16 protein-coding genes and 1 pseudogene are annotated in these 16,514 nt (G+C 45.3%); 13 read left to right on the forward strand and 4 right to left on the reverse strand.

Annotated elements, in window-relative coordinates; all coding sequences use genetic code 11:
- The first annotated feature begins 58 nt into the window (after positions 1-58).
- From ACPW7J_RS06590 to ACPW7J_RS06620, 7 genes and pseudogenes are all read left to right on the forward strand, one after another.
- Positions 59-190 carry a cysteine-rich KTR domain-containing protein gene (locus ACPW7J_RS06590; protein ID WP_425757506.1) on the forward strand — a complete coding sequence of 44 codons (132 nt, stop codon included), beginning with the start codon at positions 59-61 and terminating at the stop codon, positions 188-190.
- A 194-nt stretch (positions 191-384) separates the two neighbouring features.
- Positions 385-633, forward strand: a pseudogene (tnpA, locus tag ACPW7J_RS06595) (IS200/IS605 family transposase); the annotation flags it as partial.
- Between the two features lie 139 nt (positions 634-772).
- Entirely contained in the window at positions 773-1,975 is a 1,203-nt protein-coding gene (locus ACPW7J_RS06600; protein ID WP_425757309.1) for an alanine/glycine:cation symporter family protein, read from the forward strand.
- Positions 1,932-2,912, forward strand: a complete 981-nt coding sequence (locus ACPW7J_RS06605) for a CaiB/BaiF CoA transferase family protein (RefSeq protein ID WP_425757311.1) — start codon at positions 1,932-1,934, stop codon at positions 2,910-2,912. Before ACPW7J_RS06600 ends, ACPW7J_RS06605 begins: the two co-directional genes overlap by 44 nt.
- Positions 2,912-3,688, forward strand: coding sequence for an enoyl-CoA hydratase/isomerase family protein (locus tag ACPW7J_RS06610; protein ID WP_425757507.1), 777 nt, complete (start codon positions 2,912-2,914; stop codon positions 3,686-3,688). Before ACPW7J_RS06605 ends, ACPW7J_RS06610 begins: the two co-directional genes overlap by 1 nt.
- A gap of 355 nt (positions 3,689-4,043) precedes the next feature.
- On the forward strand, positions 4,044-5,897 hold the full coding sequence (locus ACPW7J_RS06615) for a sigma 54-interacting transcriptional regulator (protein ID WP_425757313.1): 1,854 nt from the start codon (positions 4,044-4,046) through the stop codon (positions 5,895-5,897).
- A gap of 74 nt (positions 5,898-5,971) precedes the next feature.
- Positions 5,972-6,922 carry a dipeptidase gene (locus ACPW7J_RS06620; protein WP_425757315.1) on the forward strand — a complete coding sequence of 317 codons (951 nt, stop codon included), beginning with the start codon at positions 5,972-5,974 and terminating at the stop codon, positions 6,920-6,922.
- A 37-nt stretch (positions 6,923-6,959) separates the two neighbouring features.
- Here the strand turns inward: ACPW7J_RS06620 and ACPW7J_RS06625 are convergent, their stop codons facing one another.
- Complete coding sequence (locus ACPW7J_RS06625; RefSeq protein WP_425757317.1) at positions 6,960-7,535, reverse strand: M15 family metallopeptidase; 576 nt, start codon at positions 7,533-7,535, stop codon at positions 6,960-6,962.
- Between the two features lie 11 nt (positions 7,536-7,546).
- A complete protein-coding gene (locus ACPW7J_RS06630; RefSeq protein WP_161873304.1) occupies positions 7,547-8,155 on the reverse strand; it encodes a hypothetical protein in 609 nt (202 codons plus the stop codon).
- 615 nt (positions 8,156-8,770) lie between these two features.
- Here ACPW7J_RS06630 and ACPW7J_RS06635 point away from each other — a divergent pair.
- Genes ACPW7J_RS06635 through lysA form a run of 4 tightly spaced genes read left to right on the forward strand, consistent with a single transcriptional unit; the run spans position 8,771 to position 12,278 of the window.
- Positions 8,771-9,490, forward strand: coding sequence for a nucleoside recognition domain-containing protein (locus tag ACPW7J_RS06635; RefSeq protein WP_161873303.1), 720 nt, complete (start codon positions 8,771-8,773; stop codon positions 9,488-9,490).
- A gap of 12 nt (positions 9,491-9,502) precedes the next feature.
- Entirely contained in the window at positions 9,503-10,036 is a 534-nt protein-coding gene (locus tag ACPW7J_RS06640) for a nucleoside recognition domain-containing protein (protein WP_161873302.1), read from the forward strand.
- Positions 10,037-10,056: 20 nt separating this feature from the next.
- Positions 10,057-10,977 (forward strand): S66 peptidase family protein, encoded by a 921-nt coding sequence (locus ACPW7J_RS06645; protein ID WP_425757509.1) that lies wholly within the window; start codon positions 10,057-10,059, stop codon positions 10,975-10,977.
- 20 nt (positions 10,978-10,997) lie between these two features.
- Positions 10,998-12,278 (forward strand): diaminopimelate decarboxylase, encoded by a 1,281-nt coding sequence (lysA, locus tag ACPW7J_RS06650; protein ID WP_424959777.1) that lies wholly within the window; start codon positions 10,998-11,000, stop codon positions 12,276-12,278.
- Positions 12,279-12,351: 73 nt separating this feature from the next.
- Here lysA and ACPW7J_RS06655 read toward each other — a convergent pair whose 3' ends face one another.
- On the reverse strand, positions 12,352-13,632 hold the full coding sequence (locus tag ACPW7J_RS06655; protein WP_425757320.1) for a hypothetical protein: 1,281 nt from the start codon (positions 13,630-13,632) through the stop codon (positions 12,352-12,354).
- A complete protein-coding gene (locus tag ACPW7J_RS06660) occupies positions 13,559-14,737 on the reverse strand; it encodes a M20 metallopeptidase family protein (RefSeq protein WP_425757322.1) in 1,179 nt (392 codons plus the stop codon). Before ACPW7J_RS06660 ends, ACPW7J_RS06655 begins: the two co-directional genes overlap by 74 nt.
- A gap of 135 nt (positions 14,738-14,872) precedes the next feature.
- Here ACPW7J_RS06660 and ACPW7J_RS06665 point away from each other — a divergent pair, with 135 nt between their 5' ends.
- Both ACPW7J_RS06665 and nuoE read left to right on the forward strand, forming a co-directional pair.
- A complete protein-coding gene (locus ACPW7J_RS06665) occupies positions 14,873-15,760 on the forward strand; it encodes a LysR family transcriptional regulator (RefSeq protein ID WP_425757324.1) in 888 nt (295 codons plus the stop codon).
- 231 nt (positions 15,761-15,991) lie between these two features.
- Entirely contained in the window at positions 15,992-16,504 is a 513-nt protein-coding gene (gene nuoE, locus ACPW7J_RS06670) for an NADH-quinone oxidoreductase subunit NuoE (RefSeq protein ID WP_161873296.1), read from the forward strand.
- The last annotated feature ends 10 nt before the right edge of the window (positions 16,505-16,514 follow it).

A 16,514-nucleotide genomic window follows, 5' to 3' on the forward strand; every position in this document is an offset into this window, starting at 1 on the left:
TTCAAGCACAGCCGAATGGATAAGATGTCCTGTTTGCGATGGTAAAACACGGGACAAGATGCGAAAGGATACAATACTACAAAACTTTCCTCTATTTTGTCCAAAGTGTAAACATGAGAATTTAATAAATGTCAGAGATTTACAGATAGCAATTATTACAGAGCCAGCCGCTAAGACGCAGAGCCGATGAATTTGTGATATATCACAATTCATTGGCTCTGCGCTTTTTATTTTTGGGGACGTGACCCAGCTGAGCGCGCAGAGCGAGCGAAGCATAAAACCACCCGCTATGCGGGTGCGCATCGGGGGTTATACCAAAAAATCACCTAACCTGATACAATGGAGTTGTTCAGGCTACATTGTAAAGAAAGGAAAGGTGATCTTATGGCAAATAAAACAAATAGTCTATCATACACAAAATGGATGGGTAAATACCACATCGTCTTCACTCCTAAGTATAGACGAAAAGCCATCTTTACGTAATATCGAGAAAGTCTGAAAGAGATTCTAACGTTATTGTGTAAATATAAAGGGATGGAGATTCTTGAAGGACATTTGATGGTAGACCATGTTCATCTGGTGGTAAGCATTCCTCCTAAATTGAGTGTTTCCGGTGTCATAGGCTATCTCAAACGACCCATTTACAAAATAAAGAGAACCCCTTTATGGAGTAGCTAAAGAGGCAACGGCAATGTAGCTTGAACAAAGTGAAAGCTAGCGCCTTGAGACGCTAGCCTGTAATGTGATTTTAATCGTTGACGGCGGATTATATATGAGCCTTAGATTAGGCTTTCCACAGATTACAAAGCTCCGTTACATCTGTTCCCAGACCTTTGGAAAGATGTTTGTGAAAGCGGAAGCCGGTAAAATTTCTCCTTTTGCAGCAGCATGCTCCGCGCTGGGATCTTCCATCGGCGCGTCCAATATCGTGGGCGTTCCGGTAGCCATTGCGCTGGGCGGACCGGGGGCAATCTTCTGGATGTGGATTATCGCTATTGTCGGTTGCTGTACCAAGTATGTTGAAATTGCTCTTTGTATGAAATACAGAACGAAAAATGAAAACGGCGAATGGGTCGGCGGCGCTTTCAGCTATGTCAAGGAACTGTTCGGCGGGAAAAAGGCAGGACGCGCCATTGCGATTTTCTGTGCGTTTTTTACCATGATCGCGGGAATTCCGTCGGTGGCTTCACAGACGCTGTCCGCCAGCGCGCAGGTTGCGGTGTTTGGCATCAACGGTACAGTATTCGGTATCATCGTTGCGGCGATTGTTGCGCTGATTGTTTTCTGCGGTATTAAGAGAATTGCCAGTGTTATGGAAAAGGCAGTGCCGATCATGGCAGCGATCTATCTGCTGGGCGTTATCATCATTTTAGTGCTCAACGCCGGTGAGATTCTTCCTTCCCTGGGCAGTATCTTTGTCTATGCGTTTACACCGCATGCCGCAGCCGATGTTGACCATCCGATCCGGCAGGCGATGTGGGGCGTCTTTGAAGTAGGCGCAGATACGATTTTAGTCTGCACAGCGACAGCGCTTTCGGTACTGACGACTGGCGTATGGAAGCAGCCGGGTGTAGATGCCGGCGTTTTGGGACAAGCGGCGTTCCATACAGTATTTGGCGCGGCTGGAGACTATTTTGTGGCAATCTGCGTACTGCTCTTTGTTATTACAACGATTACCGTAGTCATTTTCTACGATGAGAGACAGGCGGAGTTCCTGTTTAAAACGCCAAAGGCCGGCGTTGCATGGAGATTTATCGCCATTGCGACCATGATCATCGTAACCTTCGGTATGGAACTGACTGTTGTATACCAGCATAACGATTTCTTCAACGCTTTGTTCATCATACCGAATATGATCGCGATTATCTGGCTTGTACCGCAGGTTGTAAAACTGCAGGATGAATTCTTCCATACACCGGGTAAATATTATCTTGCTGATATGGAAGCAAAGAGAGCGAAGAAAGAAACGAAATAACGATTATAACACAGCGGATATTGTTGTGGAAAATTATCGCGCCGGCGTAATGGATAAGCTGGGTGTTGGTTATGAAAATTTGAAGACGTACAATCCGAAGCTGGTTTATACGGCGATTTCGGGATTTGGACAGACGGGACCCTATTCGACATGGCCTGCATATGATAACAGCGGGCAGGCGCTCAGTGGGCTCTGGTCCATGAACGGTATGCCCGGTGAACCGACTAGAATCGGTACGATTATCGGGGATTTGGCGGCAACTTTTTTCGGCGCGATTGGAACTCTTTCTGCGTACATTCACGCGCAGAAAACGGGACAGGGGCAGCTGGTGGACGTGGCGCAGCTGGACGCCTCTCTGGCGCTGACAGAAAATGCCGTTTCCAATTATACGGTGGGAGGCCAGGTGCAGCAGCCTCTTGGAAATGATCATCCCCTCTGCAGACCTTATGGTAAATTCAGAGCAAAGGACGGCGAAGTCTTTTTCGGCGGCTATACAGATCGTTTTTGGAAGACCACCTGCGAGTTCTTTGGCGAACCGGAGCTTTTGCAGGATCCTGAAATTGATACCATGGCAAAGCGCTTTGACGAAGAAGTTTACAATAGGAGAATTTTGCCGAAAATCAATCAGTGGTTTTCTGCGTATACCTGTCAGGAGCTGCAGGACGCGCTGGCGGAAAAATTACCGCTGACAGCGATTCATACGATGGATCAGGTGCTGCTGGATCCGCAGCTGAATCACAGGGACATGTTTATCGACTATACTTACGGAAATGCCCACGGTAAGCTGTTCGGAACACCGATTAAATTGAGTGAAACGCCGTGTGATACTTCGGGCCGCGCGCCGGAGATCGGAGAAGGCAACGCCCGAATTTATCAAGAGTTTTTGGGATATTCGGAAGAAGAAATCCGTGTGCTTTCAGAGGAAGGAGTTTTGTGATGACGCATATTTCTTATGAGGTGAAAGATGGGATTGCGGTGATTCGCTTTAACAGACCGGAAAAGCTGAATACCCTGACGCTGCAGATGTATCAGGATTTAGGAGAGGCTTTTGAAAAAGCGCAGAAGGATGACCATGTAGCAGTATGCATTTTGACAGGAACAGGAGAGAAGGCTTTCTGTGTCGGGGCGGATCTGATGGAATCTATTCCGTATTTGGGACAGGGACATTATATCGACGAGTGGGACGCAGCACATTTAAAGCACAGCAGGCTGTTTAAACCGCTTATTTGCGCGGTCAATGGACTTTGCATGGGCGGCGGTTTTGAAATTATGCTGGCATCGGACATCAGAGTTGCTTCCAGTCAGGCAGTATTTGCTCTTCCGGAAGTTTCTCTGGGAATCGTGCCTGCCGGTGGCACGCTGGTAAGATTGGCAAGACAGATTCCTTATGTCAGAGCAATGGAACTGATTTTAAGCGGCGAGAGGATCGATGCGCAAAAGGCGTTAGACTATGGACTTTTAAATGCGGTGGTACCACCCGAACAGGTGATGGAAAAAGCCATGGAGATGGCAAAGAAGCTCTGCGCCTGCAGCACGAGGGCAGTGCAGACGGCAAAGGAATCTGTGCTGAAGCTGAGAGAAATGCCGGCGGAACAGGCTTTTGAGACGGAGGCGCTGCTGGGGTATAAAGCCTTTACCAGTGAAGACGCAAAAGAAGGATTGGCAGCCTTCTATGAGAAGCGGAAACCGGACTTTCCGTCGAAGAAGTGGTAGGAAGGCCTGTAATGATGTAATTTTCATGAGGCTTGTTATTTCTAGATTGGAGTATAAAAGACTAAAACCATTTTCTTATGAAAGCCTCTTGTTTAAATGAGCAAAGCCGAGTATAATCATAAATAGAAACTGACGTATAAACTGATTGATTTCGAGAACTGATAGAGCTGTCGGATAAGTGTGACATTCAGGAAGCTTGGCTAAGTCTCATAGCGTGATACGTTGAGAATGATATGTGTGCATAGGAGCGGAAGTTTCATTATGCACACTTTTCTAATTTATTTAAGATGGTGTGATAGAGTTTAGGGATAATCCTTGCCAGATTATAAAGCGTGAGGGATAAGAGAGGAATAGGATGAAGAAAAGTCAGGTAAAATCAGTTGTAGAACTTTTGATGGACAGCATGAATCTGGGCGTTGTTTATGTTGATCATCAAGGTAAAATTCAATTGTGCAATCGAAAAGCGAAAGAGATTACCGGAATTATTATCAATGCACAGCAGGGACATGCCGCGGGGAGAATTTCCGAAGGGGATATTGTCATCATTGCAGATAACAAGCTGGGTGAGGATGACGGACTTATGGGACGTGAAGAATTATCCTATCTCAACATTCATGATACTGGAATCGAAAAGGGAGACATGCTGGTTGCAGTAGGCGTATATAAAAACAAAAAAATAGAACCGCGGTATAAATATATTAGAGAGCATTCTCTTAATGTGCCGGTAAAGCTGGACGTTAATTATCTGGGATTTCATATTACTGTAGTCATCGATACAGGGAAAAAGGAGACCATGATATCTGTCAATGATATGGTGCACAGGCTTCGATATTTTTTTGCTGTAGGTAATGTAGTCGTCATCGACGGCAGTACCGGAGGTTTAAAGTTTTTTCAGATGAAAGGCTACAGCGCGAGACGAGAAGATCTGGGAAATCTGATGCGGGGCGCGCCTTACAGAGAGAAGACTACGGAGGACATTGATGTTGACGTGACTGGACAGGATTTCAGCGATTTATTCAGCGGGCTGCCCCTTGCGGAAAATATGCATGCGGTACTGAACGGAAAAAGGGAGCAAATAAAAAATCAGCTGTTTGAAATCAATCGAAGACCTTTTGACTGCAGTATTGTTAAATGGAATGCGGAGGAAGCGCCAGAAAAAAGCGGTGTATTTTTGCTCCTGCGAGATGCGTCCCATCTGGAACGAATGCTCAGTGACAGAAACGATATCATTCAGCAGATAGAAGAACATAATATGGCAGGCGAGACTGCGGGGTGCGATTATCCGGAGGATGCTTTTTCCGGCTTTGCAGGTAAGAGCGTCAAAGCGCGAGAAGTCAAATACTTGGCATGGAAAGCGGCTAACAGCCGGTTTAACGTGATTCTTACAGGAGAAAGCGGCACAGGAAAGTCGAAGCTGGCACGGGAAATTCACAACATCGGGATGCCTCAGGCGCCTTTTGTGGAGGTAAACTGCAATGCGATTGCGCCGACACTCTTTGAAAGTGAACTGTTCGGCTATGTAGGCGGCGCGTTTACCGGTGCAAAGAGTGAAGGTAAAATTGGTTTCTTTGAGGCCGCCGATAAGGGGACGATTTTTCTCGATGAAATTGGAGAAATCCCGCTGGATATTCAGGTGAAACTGCTCCACGTGCTGCAGAATAAGACTATTTATCGAGTTGGATCTTCTAAGCCTATCAAAGTTGATGTACGTGTTATTGCAGCGACCAATAGAAATTTAGAGGAAGAAGTTGCCCAGGGACGCTTCCGGCAGGACTTATTTTACCGGATTAATGTGTTTCCTATAGAAATTCCACCCCTTCGTGAACGAAAAGCGGACTTGTATCTGCTGATTAATCAGCTTTTGGGACAGGTTTGCGAGATGTATGATCTGGAACAGAAGCAATTTTCCGGGGAAGCGCTACAGAAGCTGGTTTCCTATAACTGGCCCGGCAACGTGCGTGAACTGGAGAACGCTATAGAGCGAGCCATTACTCTATGTGAATCTAATATTATTTATTCAGAGCATCTGCGCATTGGCAAAGGAAATATTCCTGTCACCATGAAGGAGATGCTGGCAAAGGAAGAAGCGCGTATTTTGGAAATGACGTTATTGAAGTATAATGGTGATAAGCAGGCGGCCATGGAAGAACTGGACATGTCCAGAACAGTATTTTATGACAAGCTGAAGAAGTATTACATAAAGTATTAGCGAAGGAATATGAAAAGTGGCACAATATTTGCTTCTAATATAACATATCATGTATACGAAATGGAGGAAGAAAAATGAGAATTATAGATATGCATTGTGATACCCTACTGGAGGCGTGGAGAAAACCGGAGCTCAATTTTTTTGACGGGGATCTTTCGGTCAATTTAAAGCTGTTGAAGGAGAATGACTGCTTGGTACAGTTTTTTGCCATGTACATATCCAGAAATGAGATGGAAACCATGGACGCTTACGATATCATTAAAGGTATGTATGCCCGTTATAGGGAAGTTATGGATGAAAATAAGACGCGCATTAGTACGGTGTACAGTGTAGATGATATTTTGAAAAACAAAGAGGCCGGCGTTCTTTCGTCTTTGCTGACTATTGAAGACGGCGTATTTTTGGATGGAAAAATAGAGAGACTTCACGAAGTTTACGACATGGGTGTCAGGCTGGTTACCCTTCTTTGGAACTTTGAAAATTCTGTTGGCTTTCCGAGCAGCGATAATCAGGAAGAACATCTGCGCGGATTGAAACCGTTCGGCATTGAAGTGGTTGAGGAAATGAACCGTTTGGGCATGGTAATCGATACCTCTCATCTGTCAGAGGGTGGTTTTTACGATGTTGCAAAGTACAGCAGAAAGCCGTTCGTCGCTTCACATTCCTGTGCAAGAGCTCTTTGCGGACATAGAAGAAACCTGACTGACGGTCAACTGAAGACTCTGGGAAATGCAGGCGGTATTGTGGGAGTTAATTTTAACGGTCCATTTCTGAAGGATGACGAAGAAGCACCGAAAATTGACTGGATTATAGAGCACCTTTTGTATATGAGGGATAAAGCAGGCATCGAGGCTATCGGCTTTGGATCTGATTTTGACGGCATTGACGATAACGGAGAACTGGTAAACTATGCTGGATTTGGCAAACTCATCGGTGCAATGGAAAAACATTTTACAGATGACGAAATCGATTTAATCAGTTATGGTAATGCGTTGCGTCTTTTGAAAGATGTCATCGGGAGATAAGCTACCGAAATACAGCATGAATTGAAAACCGAGACTATTATTTCGGAATAGTCTCGGTGTATCTTGCTGGTGTCGGATTTTTATCGTAGAAATGCCACCATTCGCCAATGTAGGGGGTGAATCCCGCTTGCATCATGATTTCTCGTAAATAAATTGCGTTTTTAAGAGCCTCGCCAGACGTCTCCGGACAGTCCAGGCGAGCTTTTTGCGTAAAATCATCGAAGGCGCTGGGCATTAGCAGCTCTTTGCCATTTGTGTCTGTTAGAGTTACGTCGACACATTGCCCATTCATATGGGAATTTTTAAATTCTGTGATAACTGCCATGTCTGGGGGATAGGCGACAAAATCATTGTCAGGCAGGAGATCCCAAAAACGTTGCTGAGCGCTGACTGGACGGAAAGCGTCCCACACTTTCATACGAAGGCCGTCCTTTTTTACTAAATCTTTGGCGGCGATGAGCCGTTTTGCTGTGTCAATATCGATGAAGCATTCAGGAGAGTCATACACCACACTACCTGTAAAATTATTGGGTGTGGCGTAGATGAGATCGATGATAAAGTCCTCATCCAGATCCAAAAGCCGCACCAGATTGCCGTATTGTCTGATTGTCATATATTCTCTCTTTAATGGTTCTGCAGCAGTACGATGAAAAGAGTTAGCGGTGTAGCACAGCTCAGAAAGACGATAACTGCAAGAAAACCATAGGCTATGGTGACGAAGTTCCATTTTTTGCTGTAGCCTGGAAGAACTTTAAATCGCTTGATGACTTGCATGTCCGGCATTTCTTTTAACATCTTGTAAAATCTGTTGATCTGTACAGCTTCAATGATACCATCCCGGAAAAAAGGAAGAAAGAATACTGGCGTTTCCTGAGAAAAGTTTTCGCTTGGAGAGGAATAAAAGCTGACGCCTCTTGTGTCAAAAACCGCAACCTTAGCATTTTTTAATTCCAGACTGCGAGTTTTCCGGAGAAGATTATTGTGGAAAGTCAGCTGATTTTCATTATATGTACTATAGCAGAATCGATGGCCGCGGAATAAAGTGATAATGATGGAGAAAATTGCCAGATACATCAATAGTGTCAGCGGAATATTGGTAGCCTGATAGTAACCCTCAATTTTAAACAGGACGATTTCCGCCATAATTAGAAAGCGCAGCAGCGCATAAATAAAGCAAATAGCAAAGAAGGCCTGTTTTGCAAAATTGGTATAATGATATTGAATCTTATTCATCTTGAAGTGTTCCTTTCCTGATGGTGACTTGCAAATACTTTTCGAGAAGCTGCAAGTTAGAGTATTATTTTCTGACAGAAACATATGTAGTTCCATACTATGATAATATACGCAAGAATCATGCCTAAAAAATTTACAAATATAGTCTTTTAGAGTAGGATTCGTGGAGCATGCTACATATATTTATCCGAAAAACAGGATTTATAGTTCTGTTTTTCGGATTATATTTGAGGGTCGGGTCGCAATTTGTCACAAAAAAGAGTTGATGTAGTGATAAAGTTTTTCTTTTCTTAGATTCCCACTAGTTTTTATTTTATTACTGTGAATTTGTTTCTTACATGTTAATATAGGTGAAAAGTGTACTCAAATGGAATTGCGGCGACTCTTTTGAAAAGAGGTGTGGAGCTTTTTCGATTCTGTCCTCTTTGTGAAGAAAAGGTGAATTTGGCATGAATATTGCGATATTACCTTCTGTCAAGCAATTTAAGATTTTATTTCAAAGGTTTTATCGAAGGGCTGCAGACCAGGCGATGGATTTCAAAAGATAAAATGTTAAATTGGCAATTATGAAACATCGTGTAACCTACACGTAATTTTTAAGGAGGATATTGAATTATGATGAATTATATCTGGGTGGCCTTAGCGGTCATCGCGGTCATCGCTGGTGGTGCAACTGGCACGATGGATAAGGTTCTGGAAAACATTTTTTCTTTTGCAGAAACGGCAGTAATGGATATTGCACTTCCATTAACTGGTATCATGGCATTTTTCTGCGGGGTTATGAAGGTAATGGAGAAGGCGGGATTGTGTGAAAAGCTGGGTAAGGGCATTGCGCCGGTCATGAGACTTTTGTTCCCGGATGTTCCGGCAGACCATCCTGCAAACTCCGCAATGGCGTTGTACTTTGCGGCAAATATCCTGGGTATTGGTAACGCGGCAACTCCTTTTGGCTTAAAAGCAATGCAGGAGTTACAGACGCTGAATCCGACAAAGGGTATTGCAACGAACGCACAGTGTATGTTGATGGCGATCTCTACAACTTCCATTACATTGATTCCGGTAACGGCGATTGGCCTTCGTTCTACTGTACAGACTACAGGCGCTGCTGAAATTATCGCACCGGTTATTATTGCAACTACGATTTCTACGATTACAGGTGTTGCATTTACACTGCTATTCCAGAAGGTAAAGAAATGGAAGTGGGAAAATGTAATTGAAAAAGAAATGGCTGCTGGCAGATTGGAAATTAACGAAGATTACATCGGAGACAGCCCAATTGTTCTGCCGGAAGGTTACAATTCTGTTAATGTAAAAGAAGAAAAGGTTTCATGGTAAGGAGGTAAGAACATGACAGCAGTATTAGAAACGATATCGATATGGGCGATTCCGGTGGTAGTAGCGCTGGTAACCTTCTATGCGATTTGTAAAAAAGTTCCTGTGTACTCTGTATTTACAGAAGGTGCAAAGGAAGGTTTTTCAACAGTAGTAATGATTATTCCTTATCTGGTAACGATGCTCTGCTGCATCGGTATGTTCAGAGCTTCCGGAGCGATGGATTGGCTCTGCAGCATTCTGTCCCCATTGACCAACTTAATTGATATGCCAAGTGAAGTGCTTCCGATGGGTATTATGCGTTCTTTCTCCGGCGGCGGTGCAGAAGGTATGATGACAGATCTTTTAACACAGTATGGCACACAGTCTCAAATCGGTAGGATTGCCTCTGTTGCACTTGGTTCTACAGAAACAACGTTCTATGTTGTAGCAGTATACTTCGGTTCTGTTGGTGTCAGCAACACCAGACATTCTATTGCCGCAGGTCTTTTAGGCGACCTTGCGTCCCTGATCGCGGCAACTGTTATTGTAAATATAATGTGGTTCTAACCAAGAGAGTGAGTGTGAATATGCGTTATCCCAAACAATTAAAAAAAGGAGATACAATCGGATTGATTTGCGCCAGCTCTGCCATTGAAACGGCACGGATTGCTCAGTGCGTGAAAGCGGTTGAGGATCTGGGGTTTCAAGTGAAACTGGCAGATAATCTGGATACAGATTACGCTGGTTATATGGCTGGCAGCGGGCAGGTTCGCGGACAATGGGTCAATAGAATGTTTGCAGATCCCGCAGTGGACGGCATTTTCTGTGTTCGCGGCGGAGACGGCGGCAGCCGGGCAATGGAGTACATAGATTTTGACCTGATTGCGAAAAATCCAAAGACCTTTGTCGGCTACAGTGATGTAACCAGTTTACACCTTGCAATCAATCAAAAGTGTGATCTGGTGACGTTTCATGGACCAATGGTTTCATCCAATATGGCGGATGGCTTCGATGAATCATCCAAAACATCCTTCTTTGCAGCATTGAACGCAGAAGGCACTTACGAATTTCAGAATCCGGCAGGATTTGAGATTGGCGTGATGAAATCCGGCGCAGCAGAAGGCAGATTGATAGGAGGAAATCTTTCTCTCCTTTCTGCCAGTATCGGCACACCGTATGAACCGGATACGAAAGATAAGATTCTGTTTATAGAAGAAGTGTGCGAGCCGGTGACGAAAATTGAAAAGTGGGCGTATCATCTCAGAAACGCCGGAAAGCTGGCAGCATGCAAAGGAATTATTCTGGGACAGTTTACGAAAATTGTAAATGAGGAGTGTCCTTCTTATACAGAGCTTTCCTGCCTTGCGGAAATCTTTGAGGGACTTGACATTCCTGTGATGTATAACGTACAATCAGGACATGGAAAACCGATGATGACACTTCCGATGGGCACCCTTTGCAAGATGGATACCGAAAAAGGCAGCATTGTCTTTACGGTGGAAAGATAGGAGAAACGAGAGGCAAGATAATGGTGAAAGAAATCAAAGAGCATACCTTATATTTTGATGGATGCAGCACTGTAGAGCTTGCGCAGAAGTATGACACACCATTGTATGTCTACTCTGAAAGCGATATTGTGAGCAGATTTGCCGAGCTTAGGCGGGATTTTGTGGAAAAGTATCCGGGCAGCCGGGTCGCTTATGCGGCAAAGGCGTTTTTTCCGTTGGCGATGGCGGAGATTGTAAGAAATGAAGACATGTGTGTGGACGTAGTATCCGGCGGAGAGCTGTATACTGCGATCAAGGCCGGGTTTCCGGCCGAAAGAATTGAGTTTAATGGCAATAATAAGCTGCGCGGCGAATTAGAAATGGCAGTAGAGTACGGTATCGGAAGAATTATTGTAGACGGGCTTTCAGAACTTGCAATGATTGAGGACATTTGCAGGGACAAAGGTAAGACAATCAAAATACTCTTTCGCATTACACCGGGCGTTAAGAGCAGCAGCCATGACTATATTGTCACCGGGAAGAAGGATTCTAAATTTGGAATCCCTCTCGATGACGATGTGATTATGCCGCAGATCAAAGCGGCGATAGACTCTCCGTATGTGGAGTTTTACGGACTGCATTTCCATGTCGGTTCCCAGCTTCTGGACAGAGAGTCTCATCTGCAAGCGCTGGAAGTACTTTTGGAGCTTGCAGGAAAGGTACAAAACACCTTTGGGAAAACCGTGAAGGAATTGAATTTGGGCGGCGGCTTCGGCGTAACTTATGTAGATGAGAAACGTCCGCCGTACAGCTATTTTCTGGATCCAATGATGGAGCGGATTGGTCGATGGTTTACAGACCGCAATTTGCCGCAGCCCCAGGTCGTTATTGAACCAGGCAGAAGTATTGTTGCGGAAGCGGGCATTACACTTTATACTGTCGGAAGCATCAAAGAGATCAGAGACATCAGAAAATATGTTTCTGTAGATGGCGGCATGACAGATAATATCCGTCCGGCGCTGTATCAGGCGGAATATACAGGTGTGATTGCAAATAAAGCGGATATGCCGGCGACTGAAAAGGTTACTATTTGCGGTAAGTGCTGTGAATCCGGAGATATTCTGATTCAGGATCTTCCGACGCCAGCGCCGGAAACGGGGGATATCTTTGCAACATATTCTACAGGTGCATATGGGTATTCCATGGCCAGCAATTACAATAAGAATCCGATTCCAGCAGTAGTATTTGTCAAAAAAGGCGAAGCTCGTCTTGCTGTGAAACGGCAGACTTATGACGATATGCTGAGGAACGAACAAATTTAGTGTAAATAAAACATATTAGGCAACCGTAATGAAATCTTATCCTTTCTATACGGTTGCCCTTTTTGTTTTTGTATTATGCCCAGTTTGCCATAACACCGGCGAAGACAACGGAAACGATGGATACAGATACCATACCTGCGATAATCATCTTTGGCAGGATATTCTGCAAGATGACTTCTTTTTCTTCTTCGTTGTCAGCAACGGCTTTGGCAACTTCGGTCGGCACGATCAGGGTGCCAGGGAAGCCAAACAGCGCGGTAACACCCAGGGCGCAGGACATGTACCAGCTCTGGTGGAAAATCTTTCCAATGAGAATGGATACGACTGCGCAGCATGCCAGACCGATTACGACAACTACTGCCAGTGGTTTAATCATAGACAATACCAGTGCCGGGGTGGTGTTGGCAAGACTTGCAAATACGTTGACTAAAACTGCGCCGATGACGAAAGTAAAGCCGTTGGCTTTGGTCAGGGACGCCTCATCAAGGAAGCCGATTTCTTTGAAGATAACGCCGAGGATCAGGCAGATTACCAGCATGTTGACATTACCGCCAGTTAAGCCGGACAGCCACTGGGCAAGACATGCAACGATGGCAAGTTTTGCAATCAGATAGTTTGGTCCATTGTAATCTTCCGGTGTTTTCGGGAAAATGCGGAAAGCTGGCTTTGCAGCGCCGTCTTCCAGCGGTTTGTTCAGTACCAGCTCCCCGCTTGCAATCTGACCTTTCAGACGCAGCGCTTCTTTTTTGCAGAGGAAAGAAGCAATAGGAAATCCTACAACTCCTTGAATAACGAGAACCAGGGAACCGAAGACGATAACTGATTCACCGGCATTTTTCAGCGCATCACTCATGACAACGAATGCAACAACGCCGCCGCCCAAAATTGGAGCGCCAATCAGAGCCATGGCTTTATCGATGAGCATGCCGCCCAGGAAGTAAACGCCGAGGCAAATTGCGATCGTGGAGCAGAGTACGATGACAACGGTTTTCCATTCTTTCAGCAGGTCGTTCAGCTTGATGGTGGTTCCCATATGTACAAGGAGCAGTCCCACGGTAACGCTGGCAAAGCCCTGCAGGGCGGAGTCTGCGAAAATGGTTGCCGGAAGACCGTTCCAGAAACCTACTGCGAAGATGACAGAGGCAACAAATAACATGGAGATAATAGCTTTGGTTTTGGTGGCGATCATATCGCCCAGTGCGTAAACGATCATGACGATCGTCAGTGCGTATAATCCGTTCATGATAATTCCTTTCTCAATTTCGATGATAATAGCATATTTATTGATGGTTTTCAAGCCATTTGATTGCGCAGATGGCGTGAACCGCTGCGCCGTAAGGCAGGGCGTCTTCATCCAGTCTGGCTTTCGGACTGTGCATGGCGTACTGATATCCGTCTGCAGGATCACCTGCGCAGATATTGGCGAAGAAGGTCGGTACATGGGCACACAGATTAGCAAAGTCTTCCGAGCCTTTGACCGGCGGTATGACGATAACCTGTTTCATGACCTCTGCAGCATAGCCGGCCATTTCGGCTGCCATGTCCGGATCGTTTACATTTGGTGCGACGCCGGCAATATACTCTGTGCTAGCTTCCGCGCGCCATGCTGCTGCGATGCCGGATGCGATTTCAGCAACTCTTTCCTGCATCAATTTTCGATACTGTGGGTTATATGCTCTGAAATTGCCCATAATCATCGCTTCATCGGGGATGATATTGGAAGCGCTGCCGCTGTGCAGACTGCCGATGGAGAGAATTGCCTGTTCATCAGCCGGTAGTTCCAAAGGAAGCAATTGCTGCAGGGCAGTAACGATGGCAGAAGCTGCATGGACGGCAGAAATACCCAGAAAAGCGCTGCTGCCGTGGGCAGAATGTCCTTTTACCGTGATTTTGAACTCGTCAGCTGACGGCATCATCTGATGGGCGCTATAAGTCAGTGTGCCTGGATGCATGTCGAATTTTCCGCAGGGACCGAAATTCATGTGCAGCCCCATGGCTGCGTCAACTTTTGGATTTTCTAAAATCCCAGCGTCGATCATTTTCTGGGAACCCAGCAGGGTTTCTTCACCAGCCTGAAACATTAGTTTTACAGTACCGGTAAGTTCACTTTCGTGGCTTTTCAGAATTTTTGCCGCTGCCAGCAGCATGGCGGTGTGTGCGTCGTGACCGCAGGAATGACAGGCGCCGTTTTGACAGGCAAAGTCAAGTCCGGATTCTTCTGTCTGCGGCAGTGCGTCCATGTCCGCCCGCAAAAGAAGAACTGGCGCGCCGCTTCCGATGGTGCAGGTAATGCCGCCGCCCAGCGGTTTTGGATCGCAGCCGATGGTGCAAAGGGTGTCGGTCACCAGCTTTCGGGTCTTCGGCAGGTCGAATGCTAACTCAGCATTTTCATGGATCTGCCTTCTGCAGGCGATGAGTTCCTCTTTCAGCGCCATGGCTTCTTGTAAGATAGAATGCATGTTGTTCACCTTTTTCCTTGAAAAAATTTTCTGAAATTATTGTAGCGCGGCTATTGCCAAAAGGGAAATAATTAGATACAATACGGTTATAAGATAAAGTTATAACAAGCAAATACCAGGAAAGGAAACGGTAAGATGGAGATTCGTCAGATTTTTTATGTCATGGAGGTTGCGAAGCATCAGAGCTTTTCAAAAGCAGCAGCGGCGCTTTTTATCAGTCAGCCTGCCATCAGCCAGCAGATTCATGGGCTGGAGGAAGAACTGCAGACGAAACTGTTTAAACGAGATACCCATAGCGTGCTTTTGACAGCTGAGGGGGAAAAGTTTTGTTCTTATGCAAAGGATGTGGTGACTTCCATTGACAGGCTCATGGCTGCGTTCGGTCAGAGCACCGCGGACAGTAAGACGGTCATTCGTACCGGCGTCTTTCCGTTTTATAAGACGGCAGGTCTGATGCCGGTCATCAACGACTTTTTCGCAGTCAGTCAGAACGTCATCGGAAGTATCAAGGTAGTGGACAATTACAGAGCTTACGAAATGCTGGAAAACGGAGAATTGGATTTTGCGATTATCAAATGCCGCGAAAACAATATCAGACCGTCAGTGCGGCATGAAGTTCTGACTATGGAACATCTGAATGTGTTGATTAACAGAGAAAATCCCATGGCTAAGGAGCCGGTCATGAAACTTGAAAATCTGGGGAAAATGCCTCTTTTGACCGGGGAAAGCGATTCTCATTTCTATAACGAAATGAAGGAGCTTTATCAGCGAAATGACGTACCGTTCAACGTAGCGTTTATGAATACCCAGGAGACGGAGATCATGGTGGATATGCTGCGGGCGGATCGGGGGATTCTGATGGCGACAGACCGGGTAGCAGGCAATTATGAAGACGAAACTATTGCAGTGCTGCCCATCGTACCGGTTCAGGAGTTTATGATGGCGCTGATCTGGCCCAAGCACAGGCGGCTGACCGGGGCGTATCTCGCATTTAAAAATTATGTAGTAGGACGGTTTCGGTAGTTGTTTGACCGGCTGAAAAACGAACTAGAAAATCATGGAATAAAGAGTAAAATTGCCAGAAATTTATATATTAAAAAAATGAATATTATTCCAAGTATTAAAAATGTTTGTTAAAAACTTAATTAGTTCCGGAAATATTGATTTTGTTTCAAAAAAAAAGTATAATAGTGCGTATAGTTTTTATGCTAAAAATCTTTTAGGAGTGAATAAAGCAAATAGGAGGAAGCATCAATGAGTGAAAAATGTTGTTGCGGATGTGGAACACAGAACGAGCAGTTCAAAGAACTTGCGCCTGTTCTGGACCAGTACGCAAAAGTTCCTGGAAGTCTGATTACGATTTTACAGAAGGCACAGGAAATCTATGGATATTTGTCTATAGATACCATCAACCACATTTCTGAAGCGACCGGAATTAAACCGGCCAAGATTTATGGAGTAGCTACATTCTATGCACAGTTCAGATTGCAGCCAATCGGCAAATATTTGATCATGCTGTGTCAGGGAACTGCCTGCCATGTAAATGGTTCAGAAATGATTGAAGAAGCAGTTTGCGAATATCTGGGTATTCAGGACGGGGAGACCACAGAAGACGGCGTCTTCACCCTGAACAACGTAGCCTGTCTGGGCTGTTGTTCCCTGGCTCCTGTCATGATGATCCAGAGTGCCGACGGAGACGAGACCTACGGCAATCTGACAAAAGACAAGGTAAGAGAAATCCTGGCTGAGATCAGAGAAAGAGCTTAGGAGGTGCAAA

Origin of the sequence: Ihubacter sp. rT4E-8 (assembly GCF_049852125.1) — a bacterium.
In the GTDB taxonomy this organism is placed as follows: domain Bacteria; phylum Bacillota; class Clostridia; order Peptostreptococcales; family Anaerovoracaceae; genus Senimuribacter.

Bases quoted from the DNA above. Each gene is read 5' to 3' on its own strand.
- ACPW7J_RS06625 (WP_425757317.1), bottom strand. From the start codon at position 7,535: ATGACAATCAGACAATACGGCAATCTGGTGCGGCTTTTGGATCTGGAT.
- ACPW7J_RS06665 (WP_425757324.1), top strand. From the start codon at position 14,873: ATGGAGATTCGTCAGATTTTTTATGTCATGGAGGTTGCGAAGCATCAG.
- ACPW7J_RS06635 (WP_161873303.1), top strand. From the start codon at position 8,771: ATGATGAATTATATCTGGGTGGCCTTAGCGGTCATCGCGGTCATCGCT.
- ACPW7J_RS06610 (WP_425757507.1), top strand. From the start codon at position 2,912: ATGACGCATATTTCTTATGAGGTGAAAGATGGGATTGCGGTGATTCGC.
- ACPW7J_RS06660 (WP_425757322.1), bottom strand. From the start codon at position 14,737: ATGCATTCTATCTTACAAGAAGCCATGGCGCTGAAAGAGGAACTCATC.
- ACPW7J_RS06630 (WP_161873304.1), bottom strand. From the start codon at position 8,155: ATGAATAAGATTCAATATCATTATACCAATTTTGCAAAACAGGCCTTC.
- nuoE (WP_161873296.1), top strand. From the start codon at position 15,992: ATGAGTGAAAAATGTTGTTGCGGATGTGGAACACAGAACGAGCAGTTC.
- ACPW7J_RS06655 (WP_425757320.1), bottom strand. From the start codon at position 13,632: ATGAAGACGCCCTGCCTTACGGCGCAGCGGTTCACGCCATCTGCGCAA.
- ACPW7J_RS06620 (WP_425757315.1), top strand. From the start codon at position 5,972: ATGAGAATTATAGATATGCATTGTGATACCCTACTGGAGGCGTGGAGA.
- ACPW7J_RS06640 (WP_161873302.1), top strand. From the start codon at position 9,503: ATGACAGCAGTATTAGAAACGATATCGATATGGGCGATTCCGGTGGTA.
- ACPW7J_RS06645 (WP_425757509.1), top strand. From the start codon at position 10,057: ATGCGTTATCCCAAACAATTAAAAAAAGGAGATACAATCGGATTGATT.
- lysA (WP_424959777.1), top strand. From the start codon at position 10,998: ATGGTGAAAGAAATCAAAGAGCATACCTTATATTTTGATGGATGCAGC.
- ACPW7J_RS06600 (WP_425757309.1), top strand. From the start codon at position 773: ATGAGCCTTAGATTAGGCTTTCCACAGATTACAAAGCTCCGTTACATC.
- ACPW7J_RS06615 (WP_425757313.1), top strand. From the start codon at position 4,044: ATGAAGAAAAGTCAGGTAAAATCAGTTGTAGAACTTTTGATGGACAGC.
- ACPW7J_RS06590 (WP_425757506.1), top strand. From the start codon at position 59: ATGCGAAAGGATACAATACTACAAAACTTTCCTCTATTTTGTCCAAAG.